The following is a 15,575-nucleotide window of genomic DNA, read 5'->3' as shown; positions in this document are numbered from 1 at the left end:
TGTAACTACAATTTATTTTTTGGAATATTTCAATGCTATACTTCCACCTATATAAGCCATTGGTATGTAGGCTAGTGCGATGTCCATAATGGTGAACCATGTAGGACCTGGCAGCATCATATTTACAGCGATACCACCGATGAGAAAAAAGACACCTATTCCCATCGCAAATTTCATTTTGTGAGTAGCAGCAAGACGTGCCGCTATGTAAGCACCTACCAGTGTGCCTAACGCGTGAGCCAGAAACGGGAATATGAAATTTTCAATGCCAAAATTGGGCATGGCTTTTTTTAAAGCTTCCATATCACTTGCATCCACACCTTCAATAGGGACCACAAAATTACCCAATTCTATAAATCCCATGTTAACAACGTTACCTATGACTACTCCAGCGAGTACGGCTAGAATGTTTTTTATAATTGGATTCATGATGGTTGGTTTTTAAGATTTAAAAATACTAATAATAGTTTTCACAGCAGTAAAAGCTCATAGGTTTTCAAGCTTTCTGGCTATCACATTTGTTGGACATGTTTCATTTCTTAATAGATTAGTGCCATTATAGAAGTAGGAATTAGATTCAAAGTAATGGCTAGTCTGCACTTGCAAAAGATATTTCTCGTTTTGTAGAAAAGAATTCTAGGTTGTTATCCCAAAAAAGTAATGTTTTTGCAGATTCTGTTCAAGATTTTTACGTTAATCTTGATAAAGTCGAATATTTAGAAGCAGTAGATAGTTCTTTTCATAGTTATACTTTTTTAGTAAATCGTTTAAATCAACTGACTAATCATCCTGATGTGAAGCCAGAAATGGAAGCTTTGGAAGCTTATGTGGATGGAAATCCTGTTAATGAAGATGGTGTTGAATTACAATTAGAAAGTGATGGGTCTTATACATCTGTGCCACCGGTCTCAACAGGCAATGGTTTTACTAGTTTTGCAACGGCTAGTGCTAATACAGTGGTACAAATTCATGCTCATGGAGTAGGAGATTATGATTATCCTTCGGACGGAGATCTGGTACTATTATCTGAGTTTCTTAACCAAGTTAAAGAGGCAAATACTAACAGTAATGGGATTGTTTTAAATAATGGACAAAATATTACTGCTATTATGATTTCAGATGGAAAAATAGTCGCTTTGAGAATTGGAAATTTAAGTCAGCTTGAAAATCTATATGATAGAATATTTAATCAAAATCTACATGATTTCTTTTTAAGAGCTTATAATAGCCGTGTTATTGAGCCTATAGATGAAGAATGCTTTGCTGGTACAAATCAATTATGTGCTGACCTTATTTTAGAAGAGAAATATAAAAATAATTTTGATAAATTTTTAGATGACGTAAATCTAGGTATTGATTTGTTTACGGCAACAAAAGATTCAGATGGAAATTATGTCTGGAATTGTGTAGATTAATTATAAAGTAAAGAGATGAAAAAGATATTTTTATTAAGTATAGCGTTTATAAGTGTTTTAGAAGGGTTAGCTCAAGATAATATTATACCACTGGAACAATTTTCTGCGGAATCAATCAGTCTAAACGATTATTATAAAGACGTAAATGGAGTTTTAGATAAATTTGTGGGCACATGGATTTATGATGATGGGACTACTTATTTTAAAGTAGTATTTCAAAAAAAAGAAAGAAACAGTGCTATTAATGATTGGGATAACACTCCTATTTATTTCGATCAATTAGTTGCAAATTTTGAATTAAAGTTGAATGGAGTAACAGTTTATAATAATTTAAATTCAACCGATAATTATCTTATTCATGATGGTCACAGGCTTTACAATTTGAATAGAAAAATTAAACTATTTTATAGTGAATCTGATAACATTTATACCGATTCTTATTATAATAATTATGGCTTACATCGTTCAACGCTAGAATTAACTTATCAACCTGATTTAACTAATAATATTGATCAACTACTTTGGAATAGGATAACTTTTAATGGTAAAGAACTGATAGATACAAGTAATTATTTAATAGGTCAGCAAGATTCAACTCCTTATCAAATCCCACCTAATATGTTATTGACTAAACAATAATTACCTTTTTAAGTTCATTTTACTTAAAGTCAAAAATGCCTTACTAAACAGTAAGGCATTTTTGAAATTATCTTTTCGCGTAAGAGTAATTAGAAAACTATCGTTCTAAAACCCATTCTCCTTTATTAATCAAAGGGATAGCGGCTTTATACTTCACTTCTTTAGTCTCGCCGTTCATTACATTCTTAATAGTCACTTTATCATTACGGCCAATTTTAGGTTGGTCACGAGTAATGGTTTCAGTTACTGGTGGACGTTGTCCTGCGTTACTAGCTCCAGCACCTACGGCACGGTTTTGTGCAGCACGTTCATCACTGTTTAAAATTTCTTCTTTTTGTGTAGTGGTTTTTTCTACCTTACGTTGTTCTGCCTCTTGAATAGCTGCAGTGTCTCGTGTAGGTAAATCACCTTTAAACATAAAGCTGATCACTTCTTTATTTACCTTATCAACCATTTTCTTGAAAAGCTCAAAAGCTTCAAACTTATAGATTAATAATGGGTCTTTTTGCTCGTGAACGGCTAGTTGAACACTTTGCTTTAATTCATCCATCTTGCGCAAGTGCGTTTTCCAAGAATCATCGATAATGGCCAGTGTAATGTTCTTTTCAAAATCAAGGACTAATGATTTTCCTTGAGATTCATAAGCCTCATCTAAATCTGTAGCAACGTTTAAAGTTTTTATTCCATCTGTAAATGGTACAGCGATGCGCTTGTACTGGCGCTCATCATTTTCATATACATTTTTGATGACTGGATACACCTCTGTAGCGGTGCGTTCCATTTTTTCTTTATAATGCTGGTAAGCTGCTTTATAAACTATACCGGTAATGGTTTGCTCATTTTTAGAACCGAACTCTGCTTCAGAAACTGGGCTACTCATTGAGAAGTAACGCATGATTTCAAATTCAAAGTTTTTGTAATCTTGAGCTTGTTTATTAGTCTCGGTAACAACCTCGGCAATATCATAGACCATGTTTGCAATATCTACTGCAAGACGATCGCCAAACAAAGCATTATAACGGCGCTTGTAAATCACTTCACGTTGCGCGTTCATCACATCATCATATTCTAGTAAACGCTTACGTACACCGAATGCGTTTTCTTCTACTTTCTTTTGAGCACGTTCAATAGACTTAGAAATCATAGAGTGCTGAATTACTTCACCTTCTTTCATTCCTAATCTATCCATGGTTTTTGCCATACGCTCAGAACCGAAGAGTCTCATTAAGTTATCCTCTAGAGAGACATAGAATTGAGAGCTTCCTGGATCACCTTGACGACCTGCACGACCACGTAATTGTCTATCTACACGACGTGAATCATGACGTTCTGTACCTATAATGGCAAGACCACCAGCGGCTTTTACCTCATCAGACAATTTAATATCTGTACCACGACCAGCCATGTTAGTAGCAATGGTAATTTGTCCAGGATCACCAGCTTGTGCTACAATCTCTGCCTCACGTTTATGCTGTTTTGCATTCAGTACGTTATGATCGATTCCTGCACGTTGTAAGGTGCGACTTAAAATCTCAGAGATCTCAACTGAAGTTGTACCTATTAATACTGGACGACCAGCTTGTTTTAATCGTGTTACTTCTTCTATTACAGCGTTATACTTTTCACGTTTTGTTTTATAAACTAAATCCTGACGGTCATCACGTGCGATAGGTCTGTTAGTAGGTATTTCTACTACATCGAGTTTGTAGATTTCCCAGAATTCTCCTGCTTCTGTTACCGCTGTACCTGTCATACCAGATAGTTTGCGATACATACGGAAGTAGTTTTGTAATGTAATGGTAGCAAAGGTTTGCGTTGCATCTTGAATTTTTACATTCTCTTTTGCTTCAATCGCTTGGTGTAGTCCATCGCTATAACGACGACCATCCATGATACGACCGGTTTGCTCATCTACAATCATTACTTGCATTTCTTGCACTATACCATTAGGTGTGCGTTTCTCATGCGGTTGTACTACATACTCCGTATCTTTTTCAAATAAGGTATAAGCTTTAAGTAACTGGTTTAAGGTGTGTACACGTTCTGATTTTATAGAGAATTCACGGAAAAGATCTTCTTTTGCTTCTGCTTGTTCTTCTATACTTAAACCAGAGTTTTCAATTTTTCCTATCTCCATTCCCATTTCTGGCATGACAAAGAAGTTAGGATCATCCTGACCAGATAGGTAATCGATACCTTTATCAGTAAGTTCTACTTGATTATTCTTTTCATCAATAACAAAGTAAAGAGCCTCATCTACTTTAGGCATTTCACGATTGTTATCTTGCATATAGAAATTCTCCGTTTTTTGAAGAAGAGTTTTAATACCTTCTTCACTTAAGAATTTTATAAGCGCTTTATTTTTAGGCAGTCCTCTATATACACGCAATAATTGCATTCCGCCTTCTTTAAGGTCGCCATCAGCAATTAACTTTTTTGCTTGTGCAAGGGTTTTGATTAACTCAGTGCGCTGCACTTGTACAATACTTTCTACAGGAGCTTTGAGGACATCAAACTCTTGACGGTCACCTTCTGGAACTGGTCCAGAGATAATTAATGGAGTACGTGCATCATCAATAAGAACAGAATCGGTTTCATCAATAATAGCATAATTATGACGTCTTTGAACTAGATCTTTAGGACTGTGCGCCATGTTATCGCGCAGGTAATCAAATCCAAACTCGTTATTAGTTCCATAAGTGATATCTGCGTTGTAAGCATTTCTACGTTCTTCAGAATTAGGTTTGTGATAATCGATACAGTCTATCGTTAAACCATGAAATTCAAATAATGGACCTATCCATGCGCCATCACGTTTTGCGAGATAATCATTTACAGTTACAACATGAACACCATTACCTGAAAGAGCATTAAGGTAAACAGGTAAAGTAGCTACAAGAGTTTTACCTTCACCAGTTTGCATTTCGGCAATTTTACCTTGATGCAATGCGGCACCACCTATAAGTTGTACGTCATAATGAATCATGTCCCATACGATAGGTTTACCAGCGGCATCCCATGAGTTTTGCCAGATAGCATCATCACCTTCTAGACTTACATAATCTTTATTTGCAGATAGGATACGGTCTTGTTCTGTTGCTTTTACTTTTATCGTGCTGTTGTGGAAAAAGCGTTTTGCAGTTTCTTTTACAACGGCAAAGGCTTCAGGTAATAATTCATTTAAAGTGACTTCACCTTGTTGATAAGCAACATCTTCTAATTTATCAATTTCATTATAGATATCTTCTCGCTTATCGATGTCACTTTCATTGTCAGCATCGGCTTTTAGAGCTGTGATTTTAGCAACAGTATCAGCTTTTGCAAGAGCGATTTTTTCTTTGAATTCTACCGTTTTATGCCTTAATTCATCTATTGAAAGTTTTTCCATAGACGGCTCGATAGCTAGGATTTTATCAACTAGTGGTTGAATATCTTTAACATCCTTTTTGGCTTTATCGCCTACAAATACTTTAAGTACGGAATCTAATAGTCCCATTATGTGGTTATTTAATTGGTTTATAGTGGTTTATGAAAACACACGTTCCAGTTGCAATATCTAAAAATTAAGGCAAAAAAAAAGCCTCTTTACGAGACTTTTTAAGCAGCGATTACCGCTATTAATATTCGTCCTCATTCCAGAGGTAGTCATCGTCTGTAGGGTAGTCGGGCCAGATCTCTTCAATAGAGTCGTACATTTCACCTTCATCTTCAATTGCTTGAAGGTTTTCTACCACTTCCAGAGGAGCACCTGTGCGAATAGCGTAATCAATAAGTTCGTCTTTCTCAGCAGGCCAAGGTGCGTCACTTAAATAAGATGCTAGTTCTAATGTCCAGTACATAGTTTTACCGTTTTAATTTTTGCAAAAATAAACTTCTTGTGAATTTATGCAAGTTATTTTTGAATTAATGATATCAAGATTTACAAGAGCGTGTAAGCTTTTGAGAATCAAAATGTTTTTGCTGAAAAATACTCTTCAGTTGCCCCACGTTTTTAATACTTCTTTGGGATCCATTTGATTTCTTCTGCTTGTAGGTCTTGTGACAATTTACGTGCCAAGACAAAAAGATAGTCAGATAGTCTATTTAAGTACTTTAATACTTGAGTATCTATAGGTGATTGTGCATGTAATTCGGTCGCGAGTCGCTCTGCACGACGACACACCGTACGTGTGATATGACAAAATGACACGGATTGATTGCCGCCAGGTAAGATAAAGTGGGTCATAGGTGGTAACTCTTGGTCCATGGCATCCATTTCCTTTTCAAGTACTTCTATTTTCTCATTGTTTATTTTAGGGATGTTTAATCGCTCTTTACCATTTTTAAGTATAAGTTTTTCAGGATCAGTTGCCAGTATGGCACCTGCGGTAAACAAATCGTCCTGTATTTGAATCAAAATACTTTTAGTGTGGTCATCTACAGGTTGATCTCTTATAAGTCCTATCCATGAGTTTAATTCATCAACGGTACCATAACTATCGATACGTAAATTATGTTTAGGTACTCTAGTGCCGCCAAATAATGCTGTGGTTCCTTCGTCACCTGTTTTAGTATATATTTTCATTTTTGGTATGTTATGCATTGAAATTTAAGAATCATCGTTACTTCATCTCTCTGCCTTCTCGGTTATCTTTAAATCTAGCTTTTAAATTATTGCGATAACTTTTTCTTTTTTGTAGTCGCAACTTACGATTCTTATTACTTAACCAAATAAAAAAGAAGATTCCGCCAAAACCAAAAAGTCCCCAATAAAACATAAATGCTAATTTCTCAAATATAAAATAGAGCAACTAGAATAGCCAATTTCTATTGATGTTGATTATAAAAAAAAACTTCTATCCTGCATAGGATAGAAGTTTTGTAAATTTCAATAGATCATAAATGATTATGATTGTTTCTCTACAGCATCCCAGTACTCATATGCACGTCGTAAATGCGGTATCACGATGGTTCCACCTACTAATGTTGCAATGGATAGTGCTTCAACAACCTCTTCTTTAGTCAGGCCAGCTTTGTGGCTTGCTTCTAGATGGTATTTTACACAGTCATCACAACGCAGTACAGTACTGGCAACAAGGCCTAATAACTCTTTAGTTTTTTTATCCAATGCACCTTCTGTAAATGCATTAGTGTCTAAATTAAAGATACGTTTGATGATCTTATTGTTGTCCTCAAGAATGGCATCGTTCATTTTCTCACGATACTCATTAAATTCTTCTACGATATTACTCATTGTTTAAAGCAGCTAATTTCTGTTTGCGTTTATTTCTGAGTACAAACATCGATATAAAAATGCTTAGCTCATATAAAATTAACACAGGTATAGCAACTATGACCTGACTTTGTATATCTGGTGGTGTAATAACGGCTGCTACAATAAGGATAAGTACTAGCGCATATTTGCGATACTTTCTCATTCCTTGTGGAGTACAAAGACCTATTTTAGTTAAAAAATAAACAATAACAGGTAGCTCAAACATGAGTCCGCTAGCAAGTACACTAGCTCTTATTAACGCGATATAACTCTGTAAGTCTGGTTCAAATTTAATTCCATCACTCAAATCATAAGTAGCAAGAAAATGAACAGATAGAGGTGCAATAAGGTAATATCCAAAAACAACTCCCATAAAGAATAGAATCGAGCTTATAATGATAAAACCACTGGAGTACTTGCGCTCATTTGCTTTAAGGCCAGGAGATATAAATTTCCAGAATTGCCATAGGATCCATGGGAATGCCGCAACAAAACCTACTGTTATAGAGGTCCATACATGTGCGCTAAAAAGATCAGACATCTTACGTGATTGAGGCATGAAGTCTAGTTGAGGATCACAAAATTCACTTTCTACACCTATAAATCGCCCAACATCACACAAAGCGCCATAAGTAACAAAATCTTTACTCTTAGGGCCAAAAATAATAGTGTCAAATATAAATTCAGTAAAAATAAATGCAACGATAGCTGCGATAAGAATACCTAATATAGAGCGTATGAGAGACCAACGCAGCTCTTCTACGTGGTCTAGAAATGACATATTGTTAGGGTCTGCCTTTTTACGTGCCATGTTATAAAATTCCTTCTCTGATTAAATCGTGGATATGGACCACTCCAGCATATCCATCATCATCAACCGCGACTAGTTGAGAAACATTATATTCTTCCATCACTTCACGAGCTTGCACAGCCATATCGTCTGCAGCGATGGTTTTAGGTGATGTGGTCATAATATCTGCGGCGGTAAGACTATCTATGTCTTTTCCGGTAGATAACATACGTCTTAAGTCTCCATCAGTTATGATACCTGTTAACTTAGAGTCATCTACAACGACAGTCATTCCTAAGCGATTCTCTGATATGTTAACAATTACATCTCTAAGAGAACTCTTTGAGTTTACTTGCGGTTTTGTGTTTTGATCTATAAGTTCTTGAACTCTTAAATATAACTTTTTTCCTAGCGCACCACCTGGATGATAACGAGCAAAATCTTTATCTGTAAAGCCTTTTAATTCTAACAAGCAAATCGCAAGCGCATCACCTACCACTAGTTGAGCAGTTGTGCTGGTTGTAGGGGCAAGACCGTTAGGACATGCCTCTTCTTCAATAGGTGCATGAAGAATAAAATCTGCCTCTTTACCTAAAAAAGAATCTCTATGACTAGTGATCGCTATTAATTTATTTTCAAAGTTTTTAATTAAAGGAACCAGAACTTTAATCTCTGGTGTGTTACCACTTTTTGAAATACAGATAACGACATCGTTCTTTTGTATAATCCCTAGATCACCGTGAATAGCATCAGCAGCATGCATGAAAATAGCTGGTGTACCTGTTGAATTCATTGTTGCGACTATCTTCATCGCTATTATGGCGCTTTTACCTATACCGGTAATTATAACTCTTCCTTGAGCAGTATGGATGTGTTGTACCGCTTTCGCGAAAGCGGAATCCAAACTATTTTCAAGGTTTTTAACCGCCGCAGACTCTATGCGAATCGTGCGTTTTGCTACTTCTAAAATATTATTCTCAGTGTCCAAAAAAGTTAATTGTTTTTTATGGTTTGTAGAAAAAGATAAAAATCGTAAATTTCAAGTTACAAAGATAAGTAAAACGTATCAGCCCCATGCCAGAATCGTCTACAGGACTAGAGGAACAATTAAAGAAGTATTTCGGCTTTGACCAATTCAGAGGATTACAGAAGAAAGTAATTACATCACTACTTAATAAGGAAGATGTATTTGTAATAATGCCTACCGGTGGTGGGAAATCTCTTTGTTATCAATTGCCAGCATTAATGCAAGAAGGAACCGCTATCGTGGTTTCTCCCTTAATAGCATTAATGAAAAATCAAGTAGATGCCATACGTGGTATCAGTGATCATGATGGAGTAGCGCATGTATTGAACTCTTCATTATCAAAAACAGACATTCAACAAGTAAAGGATGATATCTCCAATGGTATTACAAAATTACTTTATGTCGCGCCAGAGTCACTTACTAAAGAAGAATATGTAGACTTTTTAAAAGGTGAGAAGATTTCTTTTCTTGCTGTAGATGAAGCGCACTGTATAAGTGAATGGGGACACGATTTTAGACCTGAGTATCGCAACCTGCGCAAAATTATCGACCGTATTGATGAAGGTATCCCTATTATAGGGTTGACTGCAACGGCAACGCCTAAAGTGCAAGAAGATATTCTTAAAAATTTACAGATATCAAATGCGACTACTTATCAAGCTTCTTTTAACAGACCTAATCTATATTATGAAGTACGACCTAAAACATCGCAAGTAGATGCAGATATTACTAGATTTATAAAACAACATGAAGGTAAAAGTGGTATTGTTTATTGTCTGTCACGTAAACGTGTAGAAGAACTAGCTCAAGTATTACAGGTAAATGGTATTGATGCCGTTCCTTATCATGCTGGACTGGATGCAAAAACTAGAGTATTACATCAGGATAAGTTTTTAATGGAAAACTGTGATGTCGTTGTCGCTACCATCGCTTTTGGGATGGGAATAGATAAACCCGATGTACGATTTGTTATACATCATGATATACCTAAAAGTATTGAGTCCTATTATCAAGAAACTGGGCGTGCTGGACGAGATGGTGGAGAAGGACATTGTCTAGCGTATTATTCTTATAAGGATATTGAAAAGCTTGAAAAGTTTATGGCTGGAAAGCCTATTGCTGAGCAAGAAATAGGTCACGCTTTACTACAAGAAATGGTTGGGTATGCTGAGACGAGTATGAGCCGTAGGCAGTTTATTCTTCATTACTTTGGTGAAGAGTTTGATCCAGCTACTGGCGATGGTGGTGACATGGATGATAACATGCGTAATCCAAAACCACAAAAAGAAGCTGTTGAAGAAGTTAAAAAATTAATACATGTAATTGAGTCTGCCGGGCAACGGTATAAGGCCAAAGACATCGTGAATATAATAATAGGTAAGTCCAATGCGATGATTAGCTCTCATAAGCTAGATCAACAAGACTTTTTTGGTAGTGGTAAAGACAAAGAACCTACTTACTGGATGGCATTGATAAGACAGATACTAGTCGCGCGATATATAAAAAAGGACATTGAATCTTATGGAACTTTAAGGCTGTTAAAAGAAGGTGAAGAGTTTTTAAAGAATGGGAAGTCATTTATGATGACTGAAGATCATACCTATCCTGAAAACGCTAGTACCACAGTAATTGCTGCTGGTCAAGGTGGTGCAGTAGATGCAGCACTAGTTAAAATGTTGAAGGAACTACGTAAAAAAGTAGGCGCCCAGAAAAATGTTCCACCATACGTTGTTTTTCAAGATCCTTCCTTAGATGATATGGCTACTAAGTATCCTATTAACATGGAAGAACTAGCAAACATTCATGGCGTAGGAGAAGGAAAGGCTAAAAAGTATGGAGCAAAATTTATTGAGCTCATACAGCGCTATGTCGAGGATAATGACATTACAAGGCCAGACGATTTAATTATTAAATCAACTGGATCTAAATCTGGAAACAAACTTTATTTTATTACTAGTATAGATCGTAAATTGAGTTTTGATGATATAGCCAGTGCAAAAGGAATGGAAATCGATCAGTTGATTGAGGAATTAGAAAGTATAGTCTATAGTGGTACTCGCCTTAATGTAGGTTACTGGATTGATGAAGTACTCGATGAAGATCAACAAGAGGAGTTACACGAGTATTTTATTGAGTCGGAATCAGACAAAATAGAAGATGCCATGGAGGAATTTGACGGTGACTATGAAGAAGAAGAAATACGATTATATCGCTTAAAATTTATTAGTGAAGTGGCAAATTAAATAATTGCTTTTAATACAAATAATCAAAAACGCTCTTAAAATTTAAGAGCATTTTTTTATTCAGTATATTTTTATAATAAAGTTAATTATCACGATTTCAATCAGTTACTGATGGATGATTTATGTTTTACGCAAACGTTTGCGTAAATGGCACGAGATTTGAAACCTACCTAATAAGCGAACGCCGAAAAGCTTATAGAGTAGGCAAAACCCTAAATATTAAAGTCATGAAAAAAATGATACTTTTAATGGCAGCTGGTCTGATGATGATGACTACTGCGCAGGCAAATGAAGTTCTTGTAAACCAAGATAATTTACAGGGTGAATTAACACGTTACCGCAATGCGCAACCAGTTCTTTTTGCTCTTAATAATGTAGACTATGCTGTTTTTCCAGATGGTCGTGTTGAGTTTGAATTACCTAATACAAGACAGATTTATGGTAATAACAGTAACTATCGCAGATATGATACGAATAGACGATCTTCAAATCGTTCTAACAATCGCATAAATGTAAAATACAACCGTAAAGGTCAGGTGACTAAAATAGGAAACACACGCATTTCATATTTTGCAAGTGGTCAGGTCGCTCGTATTGGACATATTAATATGGATTACACATATAGAAGAGGTGTATTGAATCAAGTAGGTGGATTAGAAGTAAGATATAATCGCAATGGTAAATTAATTGCTGCACGTGGACAGGTAAATATGCGTGAACGACTTACTCACAACCAAGATTTCGGTCATTTTCCAGATGATAATCACGATGATTGGGATGATGGAGTTTTCTTTAAGCGAGGAACTACAGAATAATTATTACCAATATATATTAGTAAGCCACCACAACAAAATTGTTGTGGTGGCTTTTTTTATAAGAATTTGTGAATAAGCTATGAGTTAGACATTACGTTGATTGCGTATCTTTGTAGCCTTAAAAAAAGAAGACATGCAAGAAGGTATTTATGCAAAATTTAATACGACTAAAGGTTCAATATTAATTCAACTTCACCACGATAAAACTCCTGGTACAGTTGGAAACTTTGTTGCCTTAGCCGAAGGTAATCTAGAAAACGATGCAAAGCCACAAGGAACACCATATTATGATGGGTTAACTTTTCACAGAGTAATTCCAGACTTTATGGTACAAGGTGGAGATCCACAAGGATCTGGTGCAGGTGGACCTGGTTATAAATTTGATGATGAATTTCACCCAGAACTACGTCACGATGGTCCTGGAGTATTAAGTATGGCAAATGCTGGTCCTGGAACAAATGGTTCTCAATTTTTTATTACCCATGTAGAAACGGCTTGGTTAGATGATAAGCACACCGTTTTTGGTAAAGTTGTAGAAGGTCAGGATGTTGTAGATGCTATCGCACAAGGAGATTCTATTGAAACTGTAGAAATTATTAGAGAAGGTGAAGCAGCGCAATCTTTTAATGCTGTAGAAGAGTTCCGTCAGTTTGAAGGAGCTGCTAAACTACGTGAAGAGCAGGCACGCAAGCAAGCTGAGCAAGATCTAGATGAAATAGCAGCTGGATTTGATAAAACAGAAAGTGGATTGCGTTATAAAATTATTCAAGAAGGTAATGGTGCGCAGGCAGAGAATGGTAAAACAGTTTCTGTACACTATAAAGGAATGTTGCCTAACGGTAAAGTGTTTGATTCAAGTTTTGAGCGCAAGCAGCCTATTGATTTCCAATTAGGAGCAGGACAAGTTATTGCTGGATGGGATGAAGGTATTGCATTACTTAAAGTAGGAGATAAGGCTAGATTAGTCATTCCTTCTCATATAGGTTATGGTAGTGCTGGAGCTGGTGGTGTTATCCCACCTAATGCTACACTAGTATTTGACGTTGAATTAGTAGGGATTAAATAATCCTTAGTTATTATACTTTTAAAAGCATCGGTTTTAAAAAGCCGATGCTTTTTTTATTGCTCACCTTTTAGAACACCACTAAAAATCTCATAAACTAAACCAGCAAAAGCCGACAACTCAGCCCTAATTCCTATATTTGAATAACTAAAAAAATATAATGAAAGCACTGGTTCAATTTTGCAGATGGTTTGTAGGTATCCTTTTTATTTTTAGCGGATTAATTAAATTAAATGATCCACTAGGTTTTTCTTATAAACTAGATGAATATTTCAGTGCTGCGGTTTTGGGATTAGAATTTTTACAGCCGTTAGCCTTACCTCTTGCTATATTTTTAGTCATTTTTGAAGTGGTTTTGGGTGTGATGTTGCTCATAGGTTTTCAAAAGAAATTTACGATTTGGTCCTTATTATTAATGATTGTATTCTTTACGTTTCTTACCTTTTATTCTTGGGCATTTGATAAAGTGACAGACTGTGGTTGTTTTGGGGATGCCATACCTTTAGTACCGTTTGAGTCTTTCCTTAAAGATGTATTGCTTACTATTTTAATTGTGATCATGTTTTTTAATATGAAGTATATTCAACCGCTTTTCGCGAAAGCGTCTTTGAAATACATCATTTTAGTAGTCACTATATTTTGTTTTGCAATAGCTTATTATGTGTTAATGCATTTACCAATCCTAGATTTTAGAGCATATAAAGTAGGTGTGAATATTGAAGAAGGAATGGCAGAAGATCCTAATAATCCAGATGTATATGCATACGACTGGTATTATACTATAGATGGAAAAGAGGAAATCGTCTCAACTGAAGGAGCGCCGCCTAGCGGTTATCCAAAGTATGATAAAGTGGAGCCACGACTAGTTGAAAAAGGATATGTGCCACCTATTCATGATTTTTCTATTGAAAGAAATGGAGAGGATTTTACTGCAGATATACTTTCTAAAGAGAAAATTGCTGTAGTAATCACCTATAACTTAAGTAAGTCTGAGAGTGAAGGTTTATATAAATTAAATGCCTTTATTGACCGTGCAGAAAGTGCTGGATATGAAGTCCTAGCATTAAGTGCGTCTAGCGATAGTCAAGCACAAGAGATCATGAAAAAGTATGGATTTGAAACTACTTTCTATGTTACTGATGAAACGGCACTTAAGACTATTATACGATCTAATCCAGGAATCATGCTCTTAGATAAAGGAACCATAATAGCAAAATCACACTGGAACGATATCGATAGCCTAGAGTTATGATATCATATGCGCTGCGCAAAATAGGCTATGCTTTACTTACTCTTTATGGAGTTGTAACAGTAGTTTTTTTACTCTTTTATCTATTGCCAGGTGATCCTGCACAAATGATGATGGGACAAAATGAAAGTGCAGACCAACTAGCCATTGTAAAACATAAGTATGGTTTTGATCAGTCTATTGGTACACAGTATCTATATTTTTTAAATGATTTATCACCGTTATCCTTTCATAGTACAAAGACATCTGATTTTACTTATGATGACGGCTTAAAATATACGAGTGTGGCATTGTTTACAATTGGAGATATTAGGACTGTTTTAAAATTTCCTTATCTACGTCAGTCTTTTCAAAAAACAGGGAAAAATGTAAGCACTGTCATAGGTGAAACCTTGCCTAATACAATGATCCTTGCTGTAGCAGCGATAAGTGTATCACTAGTTTTAGGCTTATTCTTGGGTGTGATATCTGCATTATATCGTGATGGCTGGTTAGATAAATTCATACAGGTAGTAAGTACCATGGGGATGAGTGTACCATCCTTTTTTAGTGCCATTTTATTTGCGTTTTTATTTGGCTATGTCTTGCATGAATTTACTGGATTAAAAATGAGTGGTAGTCTGTATGAAATGGATGATTATGGAGAGGCAATGCACCTTCAATGGCGCAATTTGATATTACCGGCTATCGTTTTAGGGATAAGACCGCTTGCTGTTATTACTCAATTAATGCGCAATAGTTTATTAGAGGTGATGAGTCAAGAGTATATAACCACCGCATATGCAAAAGGTCTAACAACCTTACAAGTTATAAAAAAACATGCTTTTAAAAATGCTTTAAATCCAGTGGTTACTGCGGTTAGTGGTTGGTTTGCTAGCATGCTTGCTGGCGCAGTATTTGTTGAATATATCTTTAATTGGAACGGACTAGGAAAAGAGATTGTGGAAGCACTTAACACACTAGACTTGCCCATAATAACAGGAGCAGTTTTAGTTATTGCTACGCTCTTTATAATTATCAATATCTTTGTAGATGTAATTTATGTATGGCTCGATCCTAGAGTTAAATTAGATTAATATC

General features: G+C 35.7%; 14 protein-coding genes. 7 read left to right on the top strand and 7 right to left on the bottom strand.

Translation table 11 applies throughout. The annotated features are described in order from the left end of the window. Positions 1 to 12: 12 nt before the first annotated feature. Positions 13 to 429: a hypothetical protein gene (locus ACJJVI_RS13810; RefSeq protein ID WP_348021648.1), complete on the bottom strand. Its 417-nt coding sequence runs from the start codon at positions 427 to 429 to the stop codon at positions 13 to 15. Between the two features lie 212 nt (positions 430 to 641). On the opposite strand from ACJJVI_RS13810, the gene ACJJVI_RS13805 reads away from it, so the two are divergent. Together ACJJVI_RS13805 and ACJJVI_RS13800 are read left to right on the top strand one after the other, a co-directional pair. After that, the gene (locus ACJJVI_RS13805) at positions 642 to 1,415 is read left to right on the top strand and encodes a hypothetical protein (RefSeq protein ID WP_042246226.1); all 774 of its coding nucleotides are present in this window, start codon (positions 642 to 644) and stop codon (positions 1,413 to 1,415) included. Positions 1,416 to 1,430: 15 nt separating this feature from the next. After that, positions 1,431 to 2,054, top strand: coding sequence for a DUF6705 family protein (locus ACJJVI_RS13800; RefSeq protein WP_042246228.1), 624 nt, complete (start codon positions 1,431 to 1,433; stop codon positions 2,052 to 2,054). A 97-nt stretch (positions 2,055 to 2,151) separates the two neighbouring features. Here ACJJVI_RS13800 and secA read toward each other — a convergent pair whose 3' ends face one another. From secA to ACJJVI_RS13770, 6 genes are all read right to left on the bottom strand, one after another. Next, a complete protein-coding gene (gene secA / locus ACJJVI_RS13795) occupies positions 2,152 to 5,550 on the bottom strand; it encodes a preprotein translocase subunit SecA (RefSeq protein WP_405352423.1) in 3,399 nt (1,132 codons plus the stop codon). Between the two features lie 121 nt (positions 5,551 to 5,671). Beyond that, on the bottom strand, positions 5,672 to 5,893 hold the full coding sequence (locus ACJJVI_RS13790) for a DUF2795 domain-containing protein (protein WP_036581376.1): 222 nt from the start codon (positions 5,891 to 5,893) through the stop codon (positions 5,672 to 5,674). A 152-nt stretch (positions 5,894 to 6,045) separates the two neighbouring features. Further along, positions 6,046 to 6,618: a cob(I)yrinic acid a,c-diamide adenosyltransferase gene (locus ACJJVI_RS13785; RefSeq protein WP_036581373.1), complete on the bottom strand. Its 573-nt coding sequence runs from the start codon at positions 6,616 to 6,618 to the stop codon at positions 6,046 to 6,048. A gap of 321 nt (positions 6,619 to 6,939) precedes the next feature. After that, the gene (locus ACJJVI_RS13780; protein ID WP_036581370.1) at positions 6,940 to 7,287 is read right to left on the bottom strand and encodes a carboxymuconolactone decarboxylase family protein; all 348 of its coding nucleotides are present in this window, start codon (positions 7,285 to 7,287) and stop codon (positions 6,940 to 6,942) included. Continuing rightward, complete coding sequence (gene tatC, locus ACJJVI_RS13775) at positions 7,280 to 8,119, bottom strand: twin-arginine translocase subunit TatC (protein ID WP_036581364.1); 840 nt, start codon at positions 8,117 to 8,119, stop codon at positions 7,280 to 7,282. The genes ACJJVI_RS13780 and tatC overlap by 8 nt, the downstream gene beginning before the upstream one ends. Before the next feature lies 1 nt (position 8,120). Beyond that, positions 8,121 to 9,086 carry an SIS domain-containing protein gene (locus ACJJVI_RS13770; RefSeq protein WP_405352419.1) on the bottom strand — a complete coding sequence of 322 codons (966 nt, stop codon included), beginning with the start codon at positions 9,084 to 9,086 and terminating at the stop codon, positions 8,121 to 8,123. Between the two features lie 86 nt (positions 9,087 to 9,172). On the opposite strand from ACJJVI_RS13770, the gene recQ reads away from it, so the two are divergent. From recQ to ACJJVI_RS13745, 5 genes are all read left to right on the top strand, one after another. Continuing rightward, positions 9,173 to 11,368 (top strand): DNA helicase RecQ, encoded by a 2,196-nt coding sequence (recQ, locus tag ACJJVI_RS13765; RefSeq protein ID WP_036581358.1) that lies wholly within the window; start codon positions 9,173 to 9,175, stop codon positions 11,366 to 11,368. A gap of 227 nt (positions 11,369 to 11,595) precedes the next feature. After that, entirely contained in the window at positions 11,596 to 12,183 is a 588-nt protein-coding gene (locus ACJJVI_RS13760) for a hypothetical protein (RefSeq protein WP_405352417.1), read from the top strand. 133 nt (positions 12,184 to 12,316) lie between these two features. Next, a complete protein-coding gene (locus ACJJVI_RS13755; RefSeq protein WP_036582076.1) occupies positions 12,317 to 13,249 on the top strand; it encodes a peptidylprolyl isomerase in 933 nt (310 codons plus the stop codon). A 157-nt stretch (positions 13,250 to 13,406) separates the two neighbouring features. Continuing rightward, positions 13,407 to 14,498 (top strand): BT_3928 family protein, encoded by a 1,092-nt coding sequence (locus ACJJVI_RS13750; RefSeq protein ID WP_036581353.1) that lies wholly within the window; start codon positions 13,407 to 13,409, stop codon positions 14,496 to 14,498. Next, a complete protein-coding gene (locus ACJJVI_RS13745; protein WP_405352415.1) occupies positions 14,495 to 15,571 on the top strand; it encodes an ABC transporter permease in 1,077 nt (358 codons plus the stop codon). The genes ACJJVI_RS13750 and ACJJVI_RS13745 overlap by 4 nt, the downstream gene beginning before the upstream one ends. Positions 15,572 to 15,575: the final 4 nt, after the last annotated feature.

It is taken from the genome of Nonlabens sp. Asnod3-H03, assembly GCF_045063665.1.
In the GTDB taxonomy this organism is placed as follows: Bacteria; Bacteroidota; Bacteroidia; order Flavobacteriales; family Flavobacteriaceae; genus Nonlabens; species Nonlabens ulvanivorans.
Note: the sequence above shows the minus strand (reverse complement) of the source record. Positions and strands in the feature narration are given on the sequence as shown.